General features: G+C 59.8%; 19 protein-coding genes and 2 pseudogenes. 9 read left to right on the top strand and 12 right to left on the bottom strand.

Annotation, left to right across the window (positions count from 1 at the left end; translation table 11 throughout):
• From AO277_RS25995 to AO277_RS26010, 3 genes and pseudogenes are all read left to right on the top strand, one after another.
• A pseudogene (locus AO277_RS25995) lies at positions 1-93 on the top strand (IS5/IS1182 family transposase); the annotation flags it as partial.
• Between the two features lie 326 nt (positions 94-419).
• Positions 420-1,262 carry a Tim44 domain-containing protein gene (locus AO277_RS26005; RefSeq protein ID WP_044319152.1) on the top strand — a complete coding sequence of 281 codons (843 nt, stop codon included), beginning with the start codon at positions 420-422 and terminating at the stop codon, positions 1,260-1,262.
• A gap of 130 nt (positions 1,263-1,392) precedes the next feature.
• A complete protein-coding gene (locus AO277_RS26010) occupies positions 1,393-1,800 on the top strand; it encodes an SMI1/KNR4 family protein (RefSeq protein ID WP_004659120.1) in 408 nt (135 codons plus the stop codon).
• A 40-nt stretch (positions 1,801-1,840) separates the two neighbouring features.
• Here the strand turns inward: AO277_RS26010 and AO277_RS26015 are convergent, their stop codons facing one another.
• Positions 1,841-3,604, bottom strand: coding sequence for a cation:proton antiporter (locus tag AO277_RS26015; RefSeq protein ID WP_044319151.1), 1,764 nt, complete (start codon positions 3,602-3,604; stop codon positions 1,841-1,843).
• Between the two features lie 292 nt (positions 3,605-3,896).
• On the opposite strand from AO277_RS26015, the gene AO277_RS26020 reads away from it, so the two are divergent.
• Positions 3,897-4,382 (top strand): acyl-CoA thioesterase, encoded by a 486-nt coding sequence (locus AO277_RS26020; RefSeq protein WP_002555921.1) that lies wholly within the window; start codon positions 3,897-3,899, stop codon positions 4,380-4,382.
• 48 nt (positions 4,383-4,430) lie between these two features.
• Here AO277_RS26020 and pdxY read toward each other — a convergent pair whose 3' ends face one another.
• Positions 4,431-5,297 carry a pyridoxal kinase PdxY gene (gene pdxY, locus AO277_RS26025; RefSeq protein WP_044319150.1) on the bottom strand — a complete coding sequence of 289 codons (867 nt, stop codon included), beginning with the start codon at positions 5,295-5,297 and terminating at the stop codon, positions 4,431-4,433.
• A gap of 118 nt (positions 5,298-5,415) precedes the next feature.
• Between pdxY and AO277_RS26030 the strand changes: the two genes are divergently transcribed.
• A complete protein-coding gene (locus AO277_RS26030; RefSeq protein WP_002555923.1) occupies positions 5,416-5,808 on the top strand; it encodes a DUF3301 domain-containing protein in 393 nt (130 codons plus the stop codon).
• Positions 5,809-5,917: 109 nt separating this feature from the next.
• On the opposite strand, the gene AO277_RS26035 is transcribed toward AO277_RS26030, so the two are convergent.
• Entirely contained in the window at positions 5,918-6,889 is a 972-nt protein-coding gene (locus AO277_RS26035) for a CobW family GTP-binding protein (protein WP_044319154.1), read from the bottom strand.
• 52 nt (positions 6,890-6,941) lie between these two features.
• Here AO277_RS26035 and AO277_RS26040 point away from each other — a divergent pair, with 52 nt between their 5' ends.
• Positions 6,942-7,316, top strand: coding sequence for a hypothetical protein (locus AO277_RS26040; protein WP_044319153.1), 375 nt, complete (start codon positions 6,942-6,944; stop codon positions 7,314-7,316).
• Between the two features lie 4 nt (positions 7,317-7,320).
• On the opposite strand, the pseudogene AO277_RS26045 reads toward AO277_RS26040, so the two are convergent.
• Both AO277_RS26045 and zigA read right to left on the bottom strand, forming a co-directional pair.
• Positions 7,321-7,937, bottom strand: a pseudogene (locus AO277_RS26045) (DUF1826 domain-containing protein).
• On the bottom strand, positions 7,937-9,148 hold the full coding sequence (gene zigA / locus AO277_RS26050; protein ID WP_044319148.1) for a zinc metallochaperone GTPase ZigA: 1,212 nt from the start codon (positions 9,146-9,148) through the stop codon (positions 7,937-7,939). Before zigA ends, AO277_RS26045 begins: the two are co-directional and overlap by 1 nt.
• A 140-nt stretch (positions 9,149-9,288) precedes the next feature.
• On the opposite strand from zigA, the gene AO277_RS26055 reads away from it, so the two are divergent.
• A complete protein-coding gene (locus tag AO277_RS26055) occupies positions 9,289-9,672 on the top strand; it encodes a hypothetical protein (protein ID WP_044319147.1) in 384 nt (127 codons plus the stop codon).
• A gap of 5 nt (positions 9,673-9,677) precedes the next feature.
• On the opposite strand, the gene AO277_RS26060 is transcribed toward AO277_RS26055, so the two are convergent.
• Entirely contained in the window at positions 9,678-10,904 is a 1,227-nt protein-coding gene (locus AO277_RS26060) for an N-acetylmuramoyl-L-alanine amidase (protein WP_044319146.1), read from the bottom strand.
• Positions 10,905-11,103: 199 nt separating this feature from the next.
• Entirely contained in the window at positions 11,104-11,625 is a 522-nt protein-coding gene (locus AO277_RS26065; protein WP_044319145.1) for a DUF3617 domain-containing protein, read from the bottom strand.
• Between the two features lie 169 nt (positions 11,626-11,794).
• On the opposite strand from AO277_RS26065, the gene cls reads away from it, so the two are divergent.
• Positions 11,795-13,234, top strand: a complete 1,440-nt coding sequence (gene cls, locus AO277_RS26070) for a cardiolipin synthase (RefSeq protein WP_044319144.1) — start codon at positions 11,795-11,797, stop codon at positions 13,232-13,234.
• A 46-nt stretch (positions 13,235-13,280) separates the two neighbouring features.
• Here cls and cfaB read toward each other — a convergent pair whose 3' ends face one another.
• The 5 genes from cfaB to hflK (AO277_RS26095) all read right to left on the bottom strand — a co-directional run bounded on the left by cfaB (position 13,281) and on the right by hflK (AO277_RS26095) (position 20,721).
• Complete coding sequence (cfaB, locus tag AO277_RS26075; RefSeq protein ID WP_044319143.1) at positions 13,281-14,468, bottom strand: C17 cyclopropane fatty acid synthase CfaB; 1,188 nt, start codon at positions 14,466-14,468, stop codon at positions 13,281-13,283.
• Positions 14,469-14,739: 271 nt separating this feature from the next.
• Positions 14,740-16,665 carry a cation-translocating P-type ATPase gene (locus AO277_RS26080; protein WP_044319142.1) on the bottom strand — a complete coding sequence of 642 codons (1,926 nt, stop codon included), beginning with the start codon at positions 16,663-16,665 and terminating at the stop codon, positions 14,740-14,742.
• Positions 16,662-17,732 (bottom strand): protease modulator HflK, encoded by a 1,071-nt coding sequence (gene hflK / locus AO277_RS26085; protein ID WP_005734943.1) that lies wholly within the window; start codon positions 17,730-17,732, stop codon positions 16,662-16,664. The genes AO277_RS26080 and hflK (AO277_RS26085) overlap by 4 nt, the downstream gene beginning before the upstream one ends.
• The gene (gene hflC / locus AO277_RS26090; protein ID WP_044319141.1) at positions 17,729-18,763 is read right to left on the bottom strand and encodes a protease modulator HflC; all 1,035 of its coding nucleotides are present in this window, start codon (positions 18,761-18,763) and stop codon (positions 17,729-17,731) included. Before hflC ends, hflK (AO277_RS26085) begins: the two co-directional genes overlap by 4 nt.
• Before the next feature lie 11 nt (positions 18,764-18,774).
• The gene (hflK, locus tag AO277_RS26095) at positions 18,775-20,721 is read right to left on the bottom strand and encodes a protease modulator HflK (protein WP_044319140.1); all 1,947 of its coding nucleotides are present in this window, start codon (positions 20,719-20,721) and stop codon (positions 18,775-18,777) included.
• A 574-nt stretch (positions 20,722-21,295) separates the two neighbouring features.
• On the opposite strand from hflK (AO277_RS26095), the gene AO277_RS26105 reads away from it, so the two are divergent.
• The gene (locus AO277_RS26105; protein ID WP_004667163.1) at positions 21,296-22,915 is read left to right on the top strand and encodes a glucan biosynthesis protein D; all 1,620 of its coding nucleotides are present in this window, start codon (positions 21,296-21,298) and stop codon (positions 22,913-22,915) included.
• Positions 22,916-23,056 lie beyond the last annotated feature (141 nt).

Raw genomic sequence — 23,056 nt, forward strand, 5'->3', positions numbered from 1 at the left:
CGCTACGACAAGCTGGCCAAGAGCTACGCAGCCATGGTCACGCTGGCTTGTAGCCTACGTTGTATGCGGCAATACTTTTCGTACAAAACCTAGTCCGCTTTTGATTCTGGCCGCAGGCCGTGGGAGCGAGCTTGCTCGCGAAGGCGCTGTTTCAGTCGATGCATTTTCGGCGATTATAAAGACCTTTTCGCGAACAAGTTCGCTCCCACGCCCTTCGGGCAGAAGCACAGAGGCCATTTATTCCGGGCGTTCCAAGACCTGTGTATAACCTCGGTGCGTGGGGCTAATCACAAGTCTTACGAAGCGTGCTGAAAAGTCCTACGCTATTTGTGTAAAAGTCCGAAACACTAACGCGCTGGTCATGTCGTCGCACGCTGTGCAACATGGCGCGCGTGCAATCACAAAACGGGAATACCCTTATGCAACGTTTTTTAAGCATCGCGATGGCGCTGTGCATCGGGCTCACCATGAGTCTGGATGTGAACGCCGCGCGTTTCGGTGGCGGCAAAAGCATGGGCTCGGCGCCTACGCATCAGACACGTCAGGCCGCACCCTCCACGCCTGCGGCAGCGCCTAACGCTGCGGGCCGTCCTGCGCCTGCGGCAAGCGGTGCCTCGCGCTGGCTGGGCCCATTGGCCGGTATCGCTGCCGGTGGCCTGCTCGCGTCGATGTTCATGGGTGACGGCTTCAACGGCCTGCAACTGTTCGACATCCTGATCATGGGCCTCATCGCCTTCCTGATCTTCCGCTTCATTGCGCGTCGTCGTCAGCAGCAACAGCCGAAAATGGCCGCTGCCGGTGCACCGTACCAGCGTGAAAGCAGCCAGCCTGCGCAGAACCCGATCTTCGGCAGTTCCTCACCGGCCTCCGCTGCGCCAGTGATCAACGCCCCGGCCTGGTTCAACGAAGAGCGCTTTCTGGAAGCCGCTCGTGGCCACTTCCAGTCGCTGCAACAGCACTGGGACGCCAACGAAATGGACAAGATCGCCGAGTTCGTTACCCCGCAAATGCTGCAGTTCCTGAAAAAGGAACGTGCGGACCTGGGCGATGGCTTCCAGTCGACCTACATCGACAACCTTCAGGTTCAACTGGACGGTGTGGATGATCGCGCCGACAAGACCATCGCTACCCTGACCTTCTCGGGCGTGTCCAAGACCTCGCGTTTCGACCAGGGCGAAGTGTTCAGCGAAAGCTGGAACATGGAGCGCCCACAGGGTGATAACCAGCCGTGGCTGGTAGCAGGAATTCGCCAGAACGGTTGAACCAGATTCCTTTCTCGCGTTCAGAACCCCGGACATGTCCGGGGTTTTTGCTTATCCGTTCGGATAGTTATTTTGAGAAAGGCTTTACGCTACTGTATAACCCGCGCCATCAAGTGAGAGGATCTGTGTCGTGGAAGAAGTCATCGAACAACTGCGTGAAGCAAACGAACCGGTCCCGGTTCCGCTTGAGCTGCCAGACGAAGACCAACTGGTCGAAATTGAAGAACAGCTGTTCATCAATATTCCGTTCGTCTTCAAAGAGTTTCTCCTGACGGTCAGCGATGTGGTGTACGGCAGCCTTGAGCCCGTCACCGTGACCGATCCGCAGTCGCACACCTATTTGCCGGACGTGGCCGCCACGGCCTGGGATCTGGGCGTGCCGCGCGAGCTGATTCCGATCTGCCAGGACGGCGACGACTACTACTGCGTCGAAGAAGACGGCACGGTCGTGCTGTGGTCCGCCGAAGAGGAGCTGGTCACCGAGGAAAGCTGGGAGTCAGTCTGGCACTGGGCTCGGGATGTCTGGCTGGAAAGCTGAGACACCCCGTCCGGTAAAGACTGTAAGGTAATCGCCGGGCTCAATGCCCGGACGATTCCTGATTATTGCCCAGCGTCTCCAGCAGCGCGATCTGCATCCGCGTATGCACGCGGATCAGCCAGCGCCAGAGCAGTGCCGCAACCAGAGCGGCAATCAGGGCGATGACCAGCAGCAATTCGTTGGCAGGCAGAATGCTTGCCGACAATGCTGCCAGCATCACGAAAATCACCACCAGCGACAACAGCGGAATCACTTCCGCCACGACCTTGCGCACCCGCACGGTATGTCGGCCCGCCATCTCGGGTTTGACGCCCATCTCCGCCAGCAGCATCGACAGCGCCTTGAGCTTGCGATACGCGGCAATCAGAAACGGCAGCGACAGCAGCAACGCCGCGCCGCAGATCCAGGCTTTCTGGTGACTGACATCCGCCACCCATTCGTCCATGTACCCTCCAAGATGCTCGGCAAAATAGCCGACGCTGAAGAAAATCGCCATTACCAGCGCCAGATTGACCCCGACCTGTAGCAGAATCCGCCGGATCATCCCGGCAAGCACTGCACCCTGCCCTTGCGGCTGAATGCTGCGCAGCCACTCGCCGTACATGCCGAACACCCGTGCAACGCGCCGGGGCATGATCGACGCCAGCTTGAGTGACAGCGGATCGGCACCGCGAATCAGGTAGGGCGTCAGCAAAGTAGTAATGGCTGATACCGCCACTGCCACCGGGTAGAGAAAATCGCTGGTGACCTGCAGAGTCATGCCCAGCGCCGCGATGATGAAGGAAAACTCGCCAATCTGTGACAGCCCCATCCCCACGCGCAATGAGGTGCGACCGTCATTGCCGGCGATAAACGCCCCAAGGCCGCAAGACAGCATCTTGCCCAGCACCACAGCGACGGTGATGACTGCAATCGGCCAGGCATATTCCAGCAGGATTTTCGGGTCGATCATCAAACCGATGGCGACGAAAAAGATTGCGCTGAACATGTCACGAACCGGCTCGATCAATCGCTCGATTTTCAGCAGCTCACGCGACTCAGCCATGATCGCACCGATCAGGAACGCGCCCAGCACCATGCTGTATTCCAGCTTGACCACCAGCAGGCAGAAGCCGAAACACAGGCCCAGCACGGTAATCAACAGCATTTCATTGCTTTCGAACCTGGCGACATAGGCCAGCAAACGGGGCACCAGCAGAATCCCGATCACCAGCGCTACGATCATGAACAACGACAGTTTGCCGACCGTGGAAAACACTTCCCCCGAACTGACGGAGCCGCTGACTGCGATGCCGGACAACAGCGCAATAATGCCGATGCCGAGAATGTCTTCGACGATCAGCACACCGAAGATCAGCTGGGCAAAATGCTGGTTCTTCATCTTCAGGTCGTTGAGCGCCTTGACGATGATGGTGGTGGAAGAGATCGCCAGAATCGCGCCGAGAAACAGCGAGTCCATGGTTTTCCAGCCAAAGAACTGCCCTATCTCGTAACCGATCCAGATCATCAGGGCAATTTCCAGGAAAGCCGCGATGAACGCCGTCGTGCCAACCTTGAACAACTTGCGCAGGCTGAATTCCAGCCCCAGGCAGAACATCAGGAAGATCACTCCCAGCTCGGCCAGAATCTTGATGGTGTCCTCATCGTGAATCAGGCTGACCGGTGGTGTATGCGGGCCGATAATGAAGCCCGCTAGGATATAACCGAGCACCACTGGCTGCCTGAGGCGATGAAAAAGGATGGTCACCACGCCGGCCACCAGCATGATCACTGCCAGGTCCTGAATGAAATTGATGGCATGCATGGGGATACGGCTCCTTGTGGGTGATGACTCCTAAAACCGCTGGCACTGTTCTTGCAACGGCGTCGGCTGGTAGTTGCGCCATCAAAATCGGATGAAAGCGTAGGAAAATTCCCGATCCACGGGTTTTTGCAGGTTAACACCGCCCCCTTCGACATAAAGCCGGTGCAATATATGGAAACAGATAGTTATGACGCGTGACGGCCGCCTGCTGGCCAGCGTCCCGATAACTGTCACAAGCCCCTTGAGCGCCAGGATAGGCGCCCCTTGAACACCTTGACCGTGTGAGTACGCTATGGAACCCGGAAACGCCCAGCTGTCGATGACTGTATTGATGACCCCGGACATGGCCAACTTCTCTGGCAACGTACACGGCGGCACGCTGCTCAAGTACCTGGACGAAGTGGCCTACGCGTGTGCCAGCCGCTACGCCGGACGCTATGTGGTAACGCTGTCGGTGGACCAGGTGATTTTTCGCGAGCCCGTGCATGTCGGCGAACTGGTGACCTTCCTTGCGTCGGTCAATTACACCGGCAACACGTCCATGGAGGTGGGCATCAAGGTGGTCACCGAAAACATCCGCGAGCGCTCGGTACGCCATTCCAACAGCTGCTTTTTCACCATGGTTGCCGTGGACGACAATCGCAAACCCGCCAGCGTACCGCCTCTGGAACCGGAAACCCCGGAAGGCAAGCGTCGTTTCATTCAGGCGCAACAACGCCGCCAGATTCGTCAGGAACTGGAAAAGCGTTATCAGGACATCAAGGAAGAAGCCTTGTAAGGGACAGGCTCAGACATGGATGCCTGAGCCCTCGGTTGCATCTGAAGGTTACAGACGCACAGCGTCGAACTTCACCCGTGGATGCGCGATGCGATCCTGGGCGCGCACCAGTTCCAGCTCGTAACTGCCGCAAGCCTGCGTTTCGAGCAGCACTTCGTGGACTGCTGCTGCGCTGAATTCGAACGCTGCTACCAGATCGTCGCCCAATAAAATGCGTGACAGGAACAACCCGGACGTCAGATCACCCACTCCGACCGGCTGGCGTGGAAACGCCAATAGCGGGCGGCGCAGGTGCCAGCTTTCCTCGGCGGTCACCAACAGCATTTCAAAGCCGTCGGCAGCCTTGCCGGGGTAATCAAGGTGTTTGACGACAACCGCTTTGGGACCCCGCGCCAGCAAGGCCCGCGCCATCGCCAGGCAGTCGGCCAGCGATTCGGGCTTGCGGCCAGAGAAGCTGTCCAGCTCCAGCTGGTTGGGACACATGAAGTCAGCCATGGCCGCAGCCTCTTCCAGCAGGAAATCGCTGACTTCAGGCGCAACGATGCAGCCTTTTTCTGGATGACCCATCACCGGGTCACACAGGTACAGCGCCTTGGGATTGGCAGCCTTGATGCGCGCCACGCCGGTCAGAATCGCCCTGCCCTGCGCCGCACTGCCCAGATACCCGGACAGCACGGCATCACAGTTGCCCAGCTCGCCGATGGCGGCTATCCCGTCGATCAGTGCGGGAATCTGCTGCGGGGCCAGCACTTCGCCTGTCCACTGCTTGTATTGCGTGTGGTTGGAGAACTGAACCGTATTGAGCGGCCAGACATTGACCCCGATACGCTGCATCGGGAACACCGCCGCGCTGTTGCCGGCGTGGCCGAATACCACATGGGACTGGATAGCGAGCAAGTGAGGCGTACGTTTCATTGGGGGCGGAATCCTGAACACGATGCAAATGCAATAATGAGAAATATAAGTTGCGCAGTATGGCTGTAAATCACTCAGGGCAGTTAAGCTGGTAACTCCTACGCTGGAGCACTCCGTCATGCTGACCCTGGGAAACATCTTCGTGCTGATGCTGTTCGCAAGTGCTGCGGCCTGGTGGTGGCACGCCCATGGTCTGCGAGAGAAAGCGCTGGCGCGCGTCAAGCAGCATTGCGCACGCCTTGAGCTGCAACTGCTGGACGACGCCGTTGCCCTGCGCCGCCTGACCTTCGCCCGCGACGCTCAAGGCCGCAAGCGCCTGGCCCGCGTGTATGGCTTCGAGTTCACCGTGACCGGCGAGCAGCGTCACCCTGGCACGATCACCATGTTCGGCGCGCACACTGCGCAAATCGAACTGGCACCCTACCCGTTTGAAATCAAGACGCCACCACCCAGCGCTGAAATTATTCAAATGAGCGAGTGGCGTCAATCGCATCAGAAATGGAAGCAGTAGCGGCTGGTTAAATGCAAATCGTTGTGGGAGCGAGCTTGCTCGCGAAGAGGGCGTCAAAGCCCCCGAAAAGAGGGCGTTTGAAGGGTCGCCTTCGCGAGCAAGCGGCGCATCACGCCAGACACTCCACCATCTGCGCCTGCAACTTATCCACATCCTGCGGTGTAGAGAAGATCAATTCCAGGCGTGAATCCTGACGCCATTCGCTGATTTGCCAGGCCAGCGGAGCACCGTCGACCACATTCCCGGAATACCAGCCGCCTTCGCTGTGGTTAACCATCTTTGCCCGCCGCCACTCAATGCTTTCCAGCCAGTACAGAATGCGCTGCAGGTCGAAGCGCTGCGAGGGATGCCAGCGCCAGCCGATGCTCCAGCCTTCAGCACTTGCCTGAATCAGGCAGATCGGTACCTTCGGGTCGACCCATAGCGCAGGCAACTGGCCAACGCTGTTGGGCAGCATCAACTTATCCACAGCCTGTTTATCCACAACGGCAGCGGCGTTGAACCCCGGTATTTGGCTCGGGTGCAGCTCCCCGTATCGGGTCCAGATCAAGGCGTGCGGCAGCAACTGTTCGGCCAATGCCAAGCGAGAGACTTCATCCAGCTGCTCGGACTTGTTCATGACCACAAGCCCTGCATCCGCCAGTGCTTCCTGTTGAGTGCTCGGCAACGGTTGTCCGGCGAGCATTGCTTGCGCGTCCAGCACCACCACGCCGGGCTGAACATTCAGGACGCCACGCCAGGGCGCCTCGCGCAATTGCGCCATGAGTTGCGCAGGATGACCCAACCCCGAAGGCTCGATCAGCAGACGATCAGGCCGGGCCTTGCGCAACAACCGCCCCAGACCGATCTGGAACGGCACGCCATTGACGCAACACAGGCAGCCGCCAGCCACTTCGCCAAGTGCGATACCATCGGCATCCGTGGTCAGCAGGGCGGCATCCAGACCGATCTGTCCGAACTCATTGATTAACACGGCCCAGCGTTCATGGGCGGGTTTCTGCGCCAGCAGGCGTTTGATCAGGCTGGTCTTGCCGGCGCCCAGCGGGCCACCGATGACATGCGTCGGTATGTTTTGCAGCATGGGATCACTTTTGACGAATGCGTGGGTCATTGAAGAGCAAGGAAGGGTAATGATGCAAGTGATGTGGCTGCCCGCCCGCCTGGCACTGACGCTGCTGGCGGTGAGTTCGGGTACGGCGTGGGCCGAGGCGTGTCTGGTCCACAGCCAGGCCGAAAGGCTGGATGTGAAAGTCTGCCAGGAAAATATCAATATCCCGGCAGACCTGTTCCACGACAACTTCTGCAAGCCACAACTGGCCGGGCAGAAGACCGAAACGACCTACTCGCAACAGTGCCCGGCAGGTGCCTTCGGTGTCTGTCGCAATGCGCAGGTCGCCAATCTGCCGTATCGCGAGCACATTCACTATTACGGGGTCGCCCGTGACGCGCTGTACCTCAAGCCCTTCTGTGAAGGCCAGAGCAAGGGGCAATGGGTAACGCCTGAATAAAGTTTCAGTCCAGCCAGTCCAGCGTCAGAATCAACCTGCGCTCGTTACGCAGCAGTTGCGGCGAGCGATGGATCAAACCGAAGCCTTCGTTACCGTGCCAGCGTTCACCCTTGAGCAACGCCACTTCCCCGCTGCTGATCTGCTGGATGTCGGCGGCATTGGTGGGCTCGGCATCGAGGCGACCGAGTTGTTTGCGGTCCATGACGTCTTCATGCAGCCACTGGCTGCCCACACCGCCGTAAGTGGTGATGAGGCGCACCGGCACATGATCGACATGGAAACGCGGGCACATGGCTTTATCGAGCACCCGCAGGCGCAGGCCAACGCACTCGGCACCCAGCAGACAGGCATAAGCGCTGACCAGCCAGGAAACGTCGGCAATGAAACCCTGATACCCCTGCAAATCGGNACTTCACCCCCCCTTACTTGCAGGGGCATGGACTCTGCAAGGGGCTCGCCCATCGACAGCAACAAGGCACCGAAATCTTCGATGTGCGCAGGCAGCTGACGCTGCCAGACCGCAAGGTTGACGTCATCCTGGAGGATCTCGCTCAATACCTCAGGCGTGCCGCCGTGTGCCTGACGAACGGCGTTCTTGTCATTCAAACGATAGGCCAGCATCAGGCAGCCACCTCTTCTTCGTACCAGTCGCCAAAAGGATCGGCCAGCGTGCGCCAGCGCTCGACACCCGCCGCCATTTCCGCATCAGTGAGCAGGCAGTTATCCAGCTCGGTGGTCAGCCGTGCAAAATCGATGTTCTGGCCAATGAACACCAGTTCCTGACGGCAGTCACCGGTTTCAGTCGACCAGTTCTCCAGAATGGATTTGACGCTTTCTCTGTCCTCTGGCCAGCTTTCACGGTTCACGAAGCGCCACCAGCGTCCGGCAAAACCGTGGCGCATCAAGCCGCCCGCCTGCGACCAGCTACCTGCATCCTTGTATTTGCTGGCCAGCCAGAAGAAGCCTTTGGAGCGCAGCAGTTTGCCATTGGTCCACGGGCGATTGATGAAATTGAAAAAACGCTCCGGATGGAACGGGCGCCGGGCACGATAGGCAGTTGATGCTATGCCGTACTCTTCTGTTTCCGGCGTGTGTTCGCCGCGCATTTCCTTGAGCCAGCCCGGTGCCTGAGACGCGCGCTGGAAGTCAAAACGCCCGGTGTTGAGAATCGTCGCCAACGGCACCTGGCCCATCACCATCGGCACAATCTCGGCTTCGGGGTTGAGGCGCTTCAGGATCGCCATCAGCTCTTCACGCTCACTGGAGCTGATCAGGTCGATCTTGCTGAGCAGGATGACGTCGGCAAATTCGATCTGCTCGATCAGCAGGTCGGTAATCGAGCGGTCATCGTCTTCACCCAGGCTTTCACCGCGTGTGGACAAGCCGTCCGCCGCTTCGTAGTCGAGCAGAAAATTCACGCCATCGACGACGGTGACCATGGTGTCCAGACGCGCCAGATCCATCAGGCTTTTGCCAGCTTCGTCACGAAAAGTGAAGGTCTCGGCCACTGGCAGTGGTTCGGAGATTCCAGTGGATTCGATCAATAAATATTCAAAACGACCGTCCTGAGCAAGACGACTGACCTCTTCGAGCAAGTCCTCGCGCAAGTTGCAGCAGATGCAGCCATTGCTCATCTCGATCAACTTTTCTTCCGCATGGTTCAGGCTGACATCGCGCTGAACTTCGCTGCCGTCGATATTGATCTCACTCATATCGTTGACTATTACGGCAACCCGCAGGTTTTCACGATTGCGCAGCACATAATTGAGTAAAGTGCTTTTACCGGCCCCTAGAAAACCGGACAGAACGGTAACGGGTAGAAGATTTGCCATCAGGATTCTCCAGGCAGCTGCAAGGCTTGAACCTTGTTCATTTCGGCTGCAACGAATCCCTCAGGCAGCCGACTCTAATCACACTGAGATGTTATAGTATAACAACACATAATAGCTACGGCGTTGGTGAAGGGATCTTCATGAGACGGGTTTCAACAGGTTTGATGGCGATGTTGATCAGCGCGCACTTGATGGCAGCACCACCCAGGCCTTCTGCCGACCTCGCCACCTGTACGCGTAGCGCGACGGTGCTGGCGTGCAGCGATGCCCAAGGCAATAGCTACAGCGTGACCACCGCCGGATCGACGACCTGGTTGAAGGGTTACGAGGTACTCGATAAGCGCCGCTGGACGCAGACCAACAGTCGCTATGGTCAGCTGACGTTTTTTACCGGGCTGGCTTCCAATGGCGAAGCCTGGGTAGGCACTGTCCAGCGCGTGGGCTGGACAACAATCACGCGGGTGTCCAGCTCAAGCGGTACGCGTAGCAAGATCACCTGCAGCCGGCTGAACGGCTGCCGTTGACCTGCTCAGACCTGCTGTTCCTGCTTCTGCGCTTGCAGCCAGGCCATGTGCGAATCCACTGGCGGGTTGCGCTGGAAATAGCGCTGCAGGCCATCGAACAAGCCGTCTGCAACGGCCTGCTGATGACGCGCGGTGACCAGACGCTGACTGTCTCGACTGTTGGAGATAAACCCGGTTTCGACCAGAATCGACGGTACGTCCGGTGACTTGAGCACGGCGAACCCGGCCTGCTCGACACGCTTCTGATGCAACGTGGTAATGCCTTCCAGGCTGCCGAGAACGGTGTGGCCCAGTTGCAGGCTGGCTGCAATGGTAGCGTTCATCGACATGTCGAGAATCACCCCGGCGAGCATCGGGTCCTTGTCCTTGAGGTTGAGCAGCGACGAGGCACCCAACAAATCGGCACCGTTTTCTCGCTGAGCCATAAAACGCGCCGTTGCCGAGGTTGCACCGCCTTCGGAAAGGGCAAACACCGAAGCACCAGAGGCCGTCAGACGAGGCGCTGCGTCGGCATGTACGGAGATGAACATGTCTGCGTTGGACTTGTGCGCGAACTCGACGCGCTTGCGCAGCGGTACGAAGAAGTCATCGTTGCGCACCAGACGCACGTCGAAACCCTTCTCGCGCTTCAGGCGTTTGGCCAGCAACTGCGCGATGGAAAGCACCACATCTTTTTCGCGTTCACCCCGAGAACCTACAGCGCCCGGGTCCTTGCCGCCATGACCGGCATCGACCACCACCATGATGTCGCGTCCGGTGTGCGCCTTGTTGGTCTGGATCGGGACGGGCACCGGTGGCGGCAGCTCAGCCATCTGCACGGGCGCATGGGCCGTGGAACTCATGTCCAGCACCAACCGGTGTCCCTGCCCACCTTCCGGGCCGAGCAGGAAACTGTTGAGTTGCACTGGCGCGGTCAGGTCCAGCACGATGCGCGTGTCGTCACCCTGGCCGTAGTGCCCGGAGCGAATGGACTTGATAACGGTACGGTCCAGCGCCAGTTGGCTGAAGTCGCCGGTCAGCCGCGAACCGCTGACATCGATGATCAGACGGTCGGGGGCGGAAAGCGTGAAAGTTTTGTACTGCACCGGGCCGCTAAGGTCGAGGACCAGGCGCAGCTTGTCGTTGGTACGCCACAGGCGGGCGTTACGAATCTGTGTGGCATAGGCACCCAACGGCAACTTCAGAGCCGCGCTGACCAGCAGCATGTTGAGCAACACTTGGCGTCGGTGCATGGAACATCTCAAAGAGCAAATTGAGCATCCCGGCTCACGAAGGGTTCATCCACATCATTAGTAACAATATAACATGCAGTTACGAACGAAAGATGAAGCCTTTCATGAAGATTCCGTCATCTGGCGCCCCGCCAACGTGACAAAAAATCACCGCCTTCAGACAGAGTGTTCCACGTGGAACATAACCCTCTGAATTTGATCAGGTACGCGGGGCGACATTGCCGCACTGTGGCCCCAGCCATACAGCGCGAGTGTCCATGCTGCCATTCTGTTGCTGACCAGTGGCGTTAAAAGTACCTACCACGTTTGTGGTGAACTCACGATCACTAAGGAACTGCGTCTGCCCGGTGCCCTGAGCTTTCGGGCAGCTAAACTGAAAGTTCCAGGTCTTGCCATTTCGCGCGGTGATTTTTTGCGTGCACCCGGAAGCCGGATCAGTCAGCGGGATGTTGTCAGACTGTACCTGAGCCTGTGTCAGGCAGGCTCTCACGCCCTTGCCGCCGAGCGACACGCCCTGCTTCTTCATCATCTGTTCCATCATGGCGCGCTGCTCAGGCGGCAGATTCTGCAATTGCCCCAGCATCAATTGCATGTCCGGCAATTGCTGTCCGTCCACCTTCATATTGCTCGACGTCAGTTCCCACAAGCCGGGTTGCAGCATCTGCGCTTGAGCCAGGGGGGTAGCCAGGCAAAACATCCAGGCCAATATGCGTTTGTTCATTTCAAGATTCCTGATGGACGATTGCAGATGTAAACGGGGCCGGAATCATCCAGCCGGAAGATAAGCCTTAGACGGCACAGGAGTCGCCCAGTTGCATGGGGAATAAAATAGCGACATTCCCGTTCAGCTGTGGTCTGTTAGGCAGCAAAGACGAGGAGCATTGTTCCACATGGATTATCACGACCCGTACTTTTTTGGTTATGTCCTCGGCTTCATTCATTTGCTGGGCACAGGCGCCGCCATTCACGCGCTGCTGACGGTGCGTACCTCTCAAGGTGCGATTGCCTGGGCGATGCCGCTGCTGTTCATTCCGTATTTCACCCTGCTGCCTTATCTGGTGTTCGGCAGAAGCTCGTTCGACGCGTATATCAAGGCGCGTCGCCAGGCCAACCAGGAAATGCGCATTGCGATTGGCAGCCTCAACTGGCGGCCGTGGATCGAGGAAGCTGTGGCAGCACGTCGCTCGGATGCCTATGCAGCGTTGCGCGCCATGCCCAAGTTGGGAAACATGCCTGCACTGGCCAACAACAAGGTCAGGTTATTGATTAATGGTGAGGAAACCTTCGGAGCGATCTTCAAAGCCATCCGTGAGGCGAAAAAGACAATCCTGATTCAGTTCTTCATCATTCATGACGACAACCTCGGTCGCCAACTGCAAACACTGCTGCTGGAAAAAGCCGCCGAGGGCGTAGGCATCTTTGTCCTTTATGACCGGATCGGTAGCCACGCACTGCCGGGGGCCTACATCGACAAATTGCGCGACGGTGGCGTGCAGATAAAAGCCTTTGCCACACGTGGCGGCTGGCTGAATCGCTTTCAGATCAACTTCCGCAACCACCGCAAGATCGTCGTCGTCGATGGCCTGAAAGGCTACATGGGCGGGCATAACGTCGGTGATGAATACATGGGGCTGAAGCCGCCGCTGGCACCCTGGCGCGATACCCATGTAGAAGTCATCGGCCCGGTGGTCGCCTGCCTGCAGGAGTCGTTCGCCGAAGACTGGTTCTGGGCCACCCGCGAGCTGCCACCATTGAGCCTGCCTGATGAGTTTCCCGAGGATGGTGTGCTCTGCCAGTTGCTGACCAGTGGCCCGGCCGATGCGCAGGAAACCTGCTCGCTGTTCTTCGTCGAAGCCATCCACGCTGCCGAAGAGCGCGTATGGATCACCAGCCCTTACTTCATACCTGACGAAGCCGTGACCGCTGCGCTGACCCTGGCGGTACTGCGCGGGGTGGATGTGCGCCTGCTGCTGCCCTCACGACCTGATCATTATGTGGTCTATGCCGCCTCCAGCCTGTACGCCTTCGATGCCGTGCGTGCCGGCGTGCGGGTATTCCGTTACGAACCAGGCTTCCTGCACCAGAAGGTCGTGCTGGTCGACAACGACATCACTGCCATAGGCAGCGCAAACCTCGACAACCGCTCGTTCCGCCTCAACTTCGAACTGATGCTACTGACGTTCGACAGCGACTTCTCCAGCCAGGTGGAATCCATGCTCACTGCCGACTTCAACCTCGCCCGCGAAATATCCGTGCAGGAAAGCCACGAAACGCGGCGCCTGCATCAACTGGGTATGCGCGTGGCGCGGCTGATTTCGCCGATTCTGTGACGCCCCTGCTCACTCAACACGCATGAGCGGGAACAACAGATAAGTCTCATCCATAAATATCCTCCCGCGTCAGCGGCAACCCGGTCTTGCCATCAGCAAAGGGCTTCACGGCGAGTATCTGGTGCAGGTTGATCCAGCCCTTGGCGAATCCATAGGCGCAGCCCGCCAGGTACAGACGCCAGATGCGCAGGGTATGTTCGGGCACGATACGGGCGGCTTCGCCGAGCCTTGATTCAAGCCGCGCGCTCCAGTGTTCCAGCGTTCTGGCGTAGTGCGGGCGCAGGCTTTCCACGTCGACTATTTCCAGCCCGGCTTCACTGATATGGGCGCTGATCATGGCCAGGTGCGGCAGCTCGCCGTTGGGGAATACATAGCGGTCGATGAACTCCCCGGCACCGCGCCCGACAGGACGCCCGTCCGTATGCCGGGCGGTGATCCCGTGATTCATGACCAGGCCGCCCTCCTTCACCGCACAGAACAGGCATTGCGCATACAACGGCAAGTTAGCGTGTCCTACGTGCTCGAACATACCGACGCTGACCACCTTGTCGAAGCGCGCATCCTGCGGCAGGTCGCGGTAGTCGAGCAGTTGCAGGTCGACCTTGTCCTGCAAGCCCTCGGCCTGCACTCGTTGACGGGCCAGCGTCAGTTGTTGCTCGCTGAGCGTGATGCCGAAAACCTTCGCGCCATATTCGCGAGCGGCAAACCGCGCCAGTCCGCCCCAGCCGCACCCCACGTCCAGCAGATACTCACCTGGCTTGAGCCGTAACTTGCGGCACAGGTGGTGGAATTTATCCTGCTGCGCCTGCTCGAGCGATTCGTCACCGGTCTTGAAGTACGCGCAGGAGTAGACCATCTCTTTGTCGAGCCAGAGCTGGTAGAAGTCGTTGGATACGTCGTAATGGTAGGCAATCGACGCGGCGTCAGTGTCCTTGTCATGCTGGACGCGGATCGGGTTGTCGGTGCTGTCATCAGCATCCACAAGGGTATGAGTCAGTTCATCGCAAACCCGGACAACTTCGCTGATCGAACCTTCCAGCTCCAGCCGCCCCTCTACGAAGGCACTGCCGAGCAAGCCCAGGCTGGGGTGGTTGAAATCGGAGACCAGTTGCGGGTCCTTGACCACTATCGTGACGCTGGGCGCAGGCCCCAGGTCCATCTGATGGCCGTCCCAGAGCTTGAGCCGTAACGGCAGATGAAGGTTCTGCAAGGTCGTTGGAAGTTGTGTAAGCATTCAAAATCACCCCCTTATCCAGAAACTCAAAAAGAGTAATCCAGCAAGGGCCCCGCAAAAGGGCCCGCAAAGGCTATTGGCGACGGCAAAACTGCAATGAATCAACTTCGGGGAACAGCCCTGTGCCCACTGATTCGAGCCGAAAGACAGCCTGAATTTGGATCACGCACTGAAACACAGCGCTTAATTTGTAACAGAATTCGTCAAAGCTCAAGCCGTTTTATAACGCTGATCAGCGCCGCTAGCCTGAGCCTTGTCGTTCACCAAATGCCTAGAGCTTCAGCAATGGCTCCTGAAAGCGCAGCAGGCGACCGGCATTGCCCAACACTAATAAGGTGCTCAGATTGTGCAGGATAGCCGCGACCATTGCGCCGGCAGCGCCGAGCAGACCAAAGGCGGCCAGCGCAACGATGGCCAGCGTCCAGCCCAGACCGATGATCACGTTGACCTGTAAGGTCTGACGGCACTGACGGCTGAGCCGCACACAGGTGCCCAGACGACGCAGATCGCTGCCGATCAGCACGATATCGGCGGAAGCCAGGGCAATGTCCGCCCCGCCCGCCCCCATCGCGACGCCGACCACGCCTGCCTTGAGAGCCAGGGAATCGTTGACCCCGTCACCGACCACCATCGGCCGGAAGCCACTGGCGATCTCGCCCATGACACGGTTCAGTTTGTCCTCCGGCAATGCCTGCGCCTGAACGTCTGCTATGCCAATATCGTGTGCCAGGTTGTCGGCCACGCTTTGTCGGTCGCCGGTCAACAGCAACTGCCGTCCCATGCCCAGCTCACGTAATTCAAACAGCGCAGCCTGCGCTTCAGGCTTGACGCTGTCGGCCAGCAGCAGCCAGGCCAGGAAAACGCCATCCAGCGACAACCCGGCCAGCGGGCCGTCATGTGCAGGTACGACGGGGGTGACAATGCCCAACTGCTCGAACAATTCCGGACGACCCAGCGCTGCCTCACCCTGCCCGGTGGACGCCACCACACCCAGTCCCTGCCGCTCACGGGTGTCCAGCAACGGCAGCAGCCGAGTGTTATCCACAAGCCCGGCCAATGCACGGCTGACCGGGTGACTGCTGGCCGACCCCAGGCTGGCCGCCAGTTCGAGCAATTGCGGATGCTGCGCCCCGTCAGCCTGCACCGACTGCAAGCGCAGTCGGCCATAGGTCAGGGTGCCGGTTTTATCCACAACCAGTGAGTTCAGGTCAGCCAGTTCTTCGAGAAACGCCGAACTGCGGATCAAAATGCCGTGCCGCGCGGCGACTGCGATACCGGCGATGGCCGTGGCCGGAGCCGAAAGCACCAGTGCGCAGGGACAGGCAGCCACCAGCACCGCCAGCATCGCCTGAGCATCCTGAGTAATAAACCAGGTCAGCGCCGCGATCAGCAAAACCAGCACCATGTAGCTGCCTGCGTAGCGTTCCAGCAGGCGTGTGATCGGCGGCTTGGAACGCTCCGCGCTCTGCATCAGCGCGATGACCTTGCCCAGCGTGGACTCATCGCCGATGCGGGTCACTTCGATACGCAGCAGCCCGTCCAGGTTGATCGCCCCACCAAACACTTCGATGCCGATACTGGCTTCCAGTGGCACCGACTCGCCGGTAATTGATGAAGTGTCCAGACTGGCCTGCCCGGAAAGAACCTGACCATCCGCCGGGACCCGGTCACCTGCACGCACTTCAACCTGATCGCCAGCCTTGAGCATTGCGTTGTCGACCTCGCGAATATTGCCGTCAGGCCCGAGTAAACGTGCCTGACTGCGGGTCAGACGACCCAGCGCTTCGATGGCTTCCTGCGAGCCGATCACGCTGCGCTCTTCCAGCACATGGCCAAAGATCATGATGATCGGCAGCAAGGCGGCGGTCATCAGATCGCCAGTGGCCCAGGCACCGAGCATCGCCAGCGCGATCAACTGATCGGTGATGCCATGCAGGCTTGGATGCCGCAGGCTGTGCCAACCGGCGCTGATCACAGGTATCGCCACCAGCAGCGAGGCAGCGCCCAACAGCAATTGGCTGACACCTGCCTGTTCCGGAGCGAAAAAACGCCAGACCAGACCCAATGCCAACAGGCCCAGCGCCAGCATCGCGAGGGTCAATTGCCGGGCTGCGCTACGCTGCTCTGCGTTGCTCAGCAGACTGCCATCCGCTTGCGGTTTGATGGCGTGATGGGTGTGAACGGCTTCGCCACTCATTGCGGTGCTCCCTGAATGATCAGGCGGGAATCGTCTTTGGGATCGACGGTGGTGACCGAACCTGCCTGATGCAGAATGCCCGGCACACGTTCACGGTAAAGGCGCTGCATGAGGCCGGGATCGCTGCGGTTCTCGGCAGATTGCGCCAGGCTGACGACGGTCGCGGTGGCTGCTTGTGCCTTGGCCAGGCGCTCGGAAGCTTGTGCGTGCGCCACTTGCAGGGTCCGATCAGCGTGTTGATTGGCGGTCTGGGTCAGTTTTTCTGCATCCGTGCGTGCGTTGGCCACGGCCTGGTCAGCCTGCTGACTGGCCGTCAGCACGGCATTGAAAGCATTGACCGCCGACGTCGGCAGGCTCGACTGCACATCCACCCGAGCGACTTCGACGCCGATGCCCATCCCGGTCGCGTTGAGCTCAGCCAGGCGTTGATTGATGCCGCGCACAAGATCGCCGCGCAGCCGCTCACGACGCTCTGCCGCCTGACTGTCAGCGCCGATGAGCTCGGGGCGGGCAACCAGAATGGTGTCCAGGTCTCGCGCTGCAGTCAGCGCCACGGCGCTGCGATTGACCAGCCGGTCCAGTGCGGGCAATACATGATCGCCCTGCAATACGAAGGCGTTGGGGTCAGTCACTTTGTAGAACACGGTGACGTCCAGCTGCACCACACCGGCATCACCGGTCAGCAGAAAACCAGAACCTGCCAGAGCATCGCTCATCGGCGCTGACAGGGTCGCGATTTCATCGGCTTTGAGTGCCGCTGGCGAACGCAGCAGGGTTTCCACCCGTCGCTCGATCACCCGATCAGCCGAGGGCAGCAGCACTACCTGCTCGAACGGCTGCGGCCAGGCGGTCAGCAATCCTGCGTTCTGCACCCGCTCGAGCGCGCCGAAGCGCATGACCACGGCACGGTTCTGCGGATCGATCTGGCGCACGTTGGACGTCGCCCAGGCAAGCGCAGCCAGCAGGGTCACGCCATACAGTCCGATGAACGCCAGTCGGCTCGCCTGCAACCAGGGGCTGTTGGCAGGCGGTCGTTGCGTTACGGGCTCGTCGACCGGTTGGCTCATGGCTGCGTTCCGCTCTTGCCGTCCAGCGTTGGCGGGCCATCCACCAGCACGCGGAATGGCGCGGCGTCGGTGCGCAGTATCAGGCGAGTACCCGGCGTCACGATGGTGCCCAGCGTGTCCAGCGAGCGCAACAGGTTGTAGAGCTGCGGCGACCCCGCATAGGCGCGGCCATAGATCTGCGCGGCTTCAACACGGGACTGCGCTTCGATATCGGCCGCCTTGACCGTGGCATCGGCCTCGACAATGCGCGCGTCGCGCTCGGCTGCCGAGCGAATCTGCGCCGCTTCACGCTTGCCCACGGCGGTCCGCTCGGTGGCGATGGTCTCGCGTTCGGCGCGCATGCGATCCACGGTGGCGTTAAGCGTCACCGACGGCAGGGTCAGTCGTTCGACGCCTACCTGCAGAACACGAACGCCATAGGTCGCCAGCAGTTGCTGATCGATCTGCTGGCGCAGCTGATTTTCGAACGCGGTGATATTCACCTTGTTGGCGTCGGTGTTCACCAGGCTGGACAGGTCGAAACTGCTCGCGGTGGTTTCCAGCGCAGAGCCGACAAAGGTGCGGATCTGCCGCGCTGCTTCGTCGGGCTGGTTTTGTACCGCGCGCATGAAGCGCTGCACGTTGTCGGCATCGCCCTGTACCTGCCACGCCACATAGGCCTGAGCGATGATGCGCAAGCCGTCACGGGTGCCGACATCCTGCAAACCGCTGGACGTGGTACGCAGGCGCAGATCCACCGGAATGGTCGCTTCGAACGGTGCGGGCCAGCGCCAGTTAAGGCCCGGGTCGAGCAGAACGCGAGAAGGATTACCGAAGCGGGTGACGACGGTCGCTTCACCCGAGCGCACCTGCACCAGGCTCGCCGCCGCAATCGCGAAGGCGATTAGCACCGCCGCCAGGCTTGCCCGTCGCCAATGGAACGCTGCCGGACCGGTCGCGCCATGATGATGGCCGTGGCCGCCATGACCGTGACTGTCATGGCTATCGTGGTCGGCGTGATCGTGATGATGATGATGATGAAACAGACTCAAGGGACGACTCCTTACTGAACGGCTTTACGCGGCGCCGTTGGGTCTGCCGGTGGGGTGAAGGTACGCAGGTCGATGGTCGGCGCGTTGTCGCCGCCCAGACGGTGGTCGAGTATCAGCAGCTTGGCATTGCCCAGGCCTTCGGTCAGTTGCGCCAGGTATTGTTCCAGCAAAAACGCCTGCCCTGCCTTGGCATAGGCCTGGCGCTCGGCACTGAAGCGCAGGTCCGCGCCTTGCGCTGTGGCCAGAACTTCACGGGCTGCGGCACTGGCCTGATCGCGGGCAACGCTGGCATTGAGTTGCGCCTGGTTGGCCTTGTCACTGGCCGCACCGCGTTCGCGGGAGATCAGCGCCTGTGCGCCGATCTGCGCAGCCTGCACGGCATGATAGGCATTGGCGGCACCTGCTGGCGGATGGATGGCTTCGACCACCGTGGCGAGCAGTTCAACGCCGCTGTCCAGACGCTGCAAGTCAGCCTGCACGGCTTTGCCGATGTCATCGGCCAGCCCGCTGCGCTGTTCGCCGAGCAGCTCGTCCAGCGTGCGCGAGGCAAAGTCATGCACCAGCACGCGGCTGGCCGTGCTGCGGATCAGAGAAGGAATATCGGCGCTGTTATAGGTCGAGGCCATCGCCGCGGCATCTGTCAGGCCGATGCGGTAGACGAACCGCACATCCATATTGACGATCTGAAAGCTCTGCTTATCGCCGGCACTGCTGGCAATGACCTGGGATTTTTCGTTGATATGGCTGGCATCCCACAGCCGGTTGGCGCTGCCCGGCGGCGGGCCTTCGGCCGGGTCCAGCGTCTGCTCGGCCGCGTCGGCCGCAGAAACACTGGTCGCAAGCTCATGTACCACGCCGTTTTCAACCGCCAGAACCCGGCCGAACGGCCAAGGTAAACCGACATGCAGACCCGGTCCGAAGACTTCGACCGGCTTGCCGAACCGCTCATAAATGCCTCGCCCCTGCATCGGAATTTCATGCACGCCGCTCAGCGCCCACCCCAGCGCTGCAACCACCGCCAGCACCGGCAAAAAGGCGCGGCGCATGTAGGTAAAGGCCCAGATCTGGCGCAGATCAATACCGAAGCGGTTGTGCAGCTCATGCTGCAAGGCGAGCAACGGGCGCGGCGGCCAGCGCAGCAGGTCAGCGATAAAACTGGCGGCCAGCAGGCGCGGCTCGAGACGCGGAGTGCGCGGGCTGAACACCGACAACACAGCCCGCAACAGAAATTCAAGCGCCACACCCAATGGCAGCAGGCCGGTCAACACAGCCAGCCGTGCAGGCCAGACGCGATCAGCGCTGGAGAAGAACAGGCACAACGCGCCGACCAACAGAACGATAAGCGTCATGCGCACTAACTGCGCCAGCGCCCCGGCCTCTGGCGACTGGCCTTCGGGCTCGCTGCTCAGTTGCCGCTCGATGACCAATAGCCCGAACGCCAACAGCAACAGGATACTGCCCACCAGATTGCCTGAAGTGGAAAGGTCGGAGCCAGACAACGTCAGGTTCCAGAAGGCGCGGATGACGATCAACGCCAGCACTGCCCACCCGGCAAGCCACAGGGTCGAGCTGCCGATGTGCCGAACCAGTGACTCGCCCGAATCGCTCAGCCGGGTAAGCAGGCGCTCATACCAGCCGGTTTCATCGAGCGCTTGCGCCGTTGCGGGAGAGTCTGCGGCAACAGGTGCAGCCAACGCGCGGGCACGCCACATCGCGACGTGCCTGGCCGACTGCAGGCCCGCAGCGAGCAGTATCAGCGCCGCCGACGCATTGCCCAGCACGGCCATCCACAACGAACCAGGGGAAAACAGATCGATGGACAGCGCCAGCAGCAGCCCGAACGCGCCCACCCCACCGCTCACATACATCAGTCGCCCGAGACGCCGAACCTGTTGCACCGCCATTTGAAAACGCGGCAGGCCTTCGAGGCCATCGTGCTCACCCAAATCAACCCGCATCACTACCCCGGCACCCGCTGATTATTGCCCTGTGGAGAGCCGTGTATCGGCATCCATTAATGCAGCTGCATCATAGCGTTACGATATAACACGCAGAGTGAAACTTTCGTCAGGACTATTGCCTGAACGAATGCGATATAGCGGCAAATGATTGGGCTGGATATCGTGCAGATGCTCCGCGCCAGCATGCGGTACTGGACGCTCTGCCTGCGGCAGACTGACATTTGCTCAGTCTGCGACCCGGCAAAATGGTTGCTGAATATTGCGCGCATATTCGGGCGCTCTGCGCCAACGCACCCTATCGTCCTGACCGGCGCTGCGCGCCCACCTCGCTCGCAAGCCTTGCGCCAAGCGGTGCCGAGCGCATTCAACCCACCCCAACAGGCCTGAAAAACGTCCATTCCTGCCATCTGGATGCCGCTTCCATTGAGCACAATCGGCGATTTTTTTTGACTGATTTCCGAACGGGATCTCGTCTTTGTTATCTGTTGTGGGTAGTTTGCGTTCGGCAAGGAGTCGTTGGCGCGCCATTTTTTGTGCAGGACGCACAGAATTACTCAGAGGCTTCACCCTTATGAATCGCAGAAATCTCCTGAAAGCGTCCATGGCGTTGGCCGCTTACGGCAGCGTGTCGGCCTCAGGGCTTTATGCTGCGCGAGCACTGGCCGCCGCAGCCGATGGCGAGATCGAACACTTCGATTTTGCAGAGCTGCAAGCCCATGCCAAGAAGCTCGCAGGCAAAGGCTATGTGAGCAACAAGCAAGTGCTGCCACCCGTCCTGGCAGATATGACGCCGCTGCAATTCAATGCCATTCGCTACGACCCGAACCACTCACTGTGGAAAGACGTCCACGGTCAGCTCGACGTGCATTTCTTCCACGTCGGCATGGGTTTCAAGACGCCGGTGCGCATGTACAGCGTCGACCCGCAGAACAAGCAGGCGCGCGAAGTGCATTTCCGCCATGACCTGTTCAACTACGAAAGCAGCGGCATCGACAAGAATCTGGTCAAGGGCGATCTGGGCTTTGCAGGCTTCAAGTTGTTCAAGGCGCCGGAAATCGCCATCAACGACGTTGTTTCGTTCCTCGGTGCCAGCTATTTCCGGGCCGTGGACAGCAACAAGCAATACGGTTTGTCGGCCCGCGGCCTGGCCATCGACAGTTACGCCAAGCGTCAGGAAGAATTCCCCGACTTCACCAAGTTCTGGTTTGAAACGCCAGACAAGAACGCCACACGCTTTGTGGTTTACGCACTACTCGACTCGCCCAGTGCAACCGGTGCCTACCGCTTCGACATCGACTGTCAGGCTGGCCAGGTAGTCATGGAAATCGACGCGCACATCAATGCCCGTACCGATATCCAGCAACTGGGCATTTCGCCGATGACCAGCATGTTCAGTTGCGGCACTCACGAGCGCCGCATGTGCGACACCATCCACCCGCAAATTCACGATTCGGATCGCCTGTCGATGTGGCGCGGTAATGGTGAGTGGATCTGCCGTCCGCTGAACAACCCGGCCAAACCGCAATTCAGCGCGTTCGCCGACACCGACCCGAAAGGTTTCGGGCTGGTGCAAAGCGATCACGAGTTTTCCAGCTATCAGGACACCGTAGTCTGGTACAGCCGCCGTCCGAGCCTGTGGGTCGAGCCGATTACCGCGTGGGGCGAAGGCGAGGTCAGCCTGCTGGAGCTGCCGACCACGGGCGAAACGATGGACAACATCGTGGTGTTCTGGACACCGAAGACGCCGGTCAAGGCCGGGGATTCGATGAACTACGGCTACAAGCTGTTCTGGAGCCCGTTGCCACCTGTAAGCACGCCGCTGGCGCAGGTCCACGCCACTCGTTCAGGCATGGGCGGCTTCCTCGAAGGCTGGGCACCTGGCGAGCATTACCCGAAAACCTGGGCGCGCCGCTTTGCTGTGGATTTCAACGGCGGCGGTCTGGATCGCTTGCCGGAAGGCACCGGGATCGAGCCCATCGTCACGGTCACGCATGGCAAGGTGCAGGACTTCAACATCCTCGTATTGCCGGACATCAAGGGCTACCGCGTCACCTTCGACTGGGTACCGGACAGCGACTCGGTCGAGCCGGTTGAAATGCGCATGTTCATCCGCACTGGCGACCGTACGCTGAGCGAAACGTGGATGTACCAGTACTTCCCGCCAGCACCGGACAGACGCAAGTACCCGTAGTCCGCAGATAGGTGACGCAGAGCGTCACGAAAGGCATTCCCACGCGGAGTGGTATGACCCCCGAAGGTTGGACGCAACCTTTGGAGGCGTCATGGGTAAATATACAGTGCAGGCAAAACTCGCAGCCGTGAAAGAATATTG

This window comes from Pseudomonas amygdali (assembly GCF_002699855.1).
GTDB lineage: Bacteria > Pseudomonadota > Gammaproteobacteria > Pseudomonadales > Pseudomonadaceae > Aquipseudomonas > Aquipseudomonas amygdali.

What these genes read in the sequence shown, in the direction of transcription:
- AO277_RS26105 (WP_004667163.1), top strand. Translation starts at nt 21,296, where the DNA reads ATGAATCGCAGAAATCTCCTGAAAGCGTCCATGGCGTTGGCCGCTTAC.
- AO277_RS26060 (WP_044319146.1), bottom strand. Translation starts at nt 10,904, where the DNA reads ATGCACCGACGCCAAGTGTTGCTCAACATGCTGCTGGTCAGCGCGGCT.
- zigA (WP_044319148.1), bottom strand. Translation starts at nt 9,148, where the DNA reads ATGGCAAATCTTCTACCCGTTACCGTTCTGTCCGGTTTTCTAGGGGCC.
- hflK (WP_005734943.1), bottom strand. Translation starts at nt 17,732, where the DNA reads ATGAGCCAACCGGTCGACGAGCCCGTAACGCAACGACCGCCTGCCAAC.
- AO277_RS26020 (WP_002555921.1), top strand. Translation starts at nt 3,897, where the DNA reads ATGGAACCCGGAAACGCCCAGCTGTCGATGACTGTATTGATGACCCCG.
- AO277_RS26015 (WP_044319151.1), bottom strand. Translation starts at nt 3,604, where the DNA reads ATGCATGCCATCAATTTCATTCAGGACCTGGCAGTGATCATGCTGGTG.
- cfaB (WP_044319143.1), bottom strand. Translation starts at nt 14,468, where the DNA reads ATGCTTACACAACTTCCAACGACCTTGCAGAACCTTCATCTGCCGTTA.
- AO277_RS26030 (WP_002555923.1), top strand. Translation starts at nt 5,416, where the DNA reads ATGCTGACCCTGGGAAACATCTTCGTGCTGATGCTGTTCGCAAGTGCT.
- AO277_RS26035 (WP_044319154.1), bottom strand. Translation starts at nt 6,889, where the DNA reads ATGCTGCAAAACATACCGACGCATGTCATCGGTGGCCCGCTGGGCGCC.
- pdxY (WP_044319150.1), bottom strand. Translation starts at nt 5,297, where the DNA reads ATGAAACGTACGCCTCACTTGCTCGCTATCCAGTCCCATGTGGTATTC.
- hflK (WP_044319140.1), bottom strand. Translation starts at nt 20,721, where the DNA reads ATGCGGGTTGATTTGGGTGAGCACGATGGCCTCGAAGGCCTGCCGCGT.
- AO277_RS26040 (WP_044319153.1), top strand. Translation starts at nt 6,942, where the DNA reads ATGCAAGTGATGTGGCTGCCCGCCCGCCTGGCACTGACGCTGCTGGCG.
- AO277_RS26005 (WP_044319152.1), top strand. Translation starts at nt 420, where the DNA reads ATGCAACGTTTTTTAAGCATCGCGATGGCGCTGTGCATCGGGCTCACC.
- AO277_RS26065 (WP_044319145.1), bottom strand. Translation starts at nt 11,625, where the DNA reads ATGAACAAACGCATATTGGCCTGGATGTTTTGCCTGGCTACCCCCCTG.
- AO277_RS26055 (WP_044319147.1), top strand. Translation starts at nt 9,289, where the DNA reads ATGAGACGGGTTTCAACAGGTTTGATGGCGATGTTGATCAGCGCGCAC.
- cls (WP_044319144.1), top strand. Translation starts at nt 11,795, where the DNA reads ATGGATTATCACGACCCGTACTTTTTTGGTTATGTCCTCGGCTTCATT.
- AO277_RS26080 (WP_044319142.1), bottom strand. Translation starts at nt 16,665, where the DNA reads ATGAGTGGCGAAGCCGTTCACACCCATCACGCCATCAAACCGCAAGCG.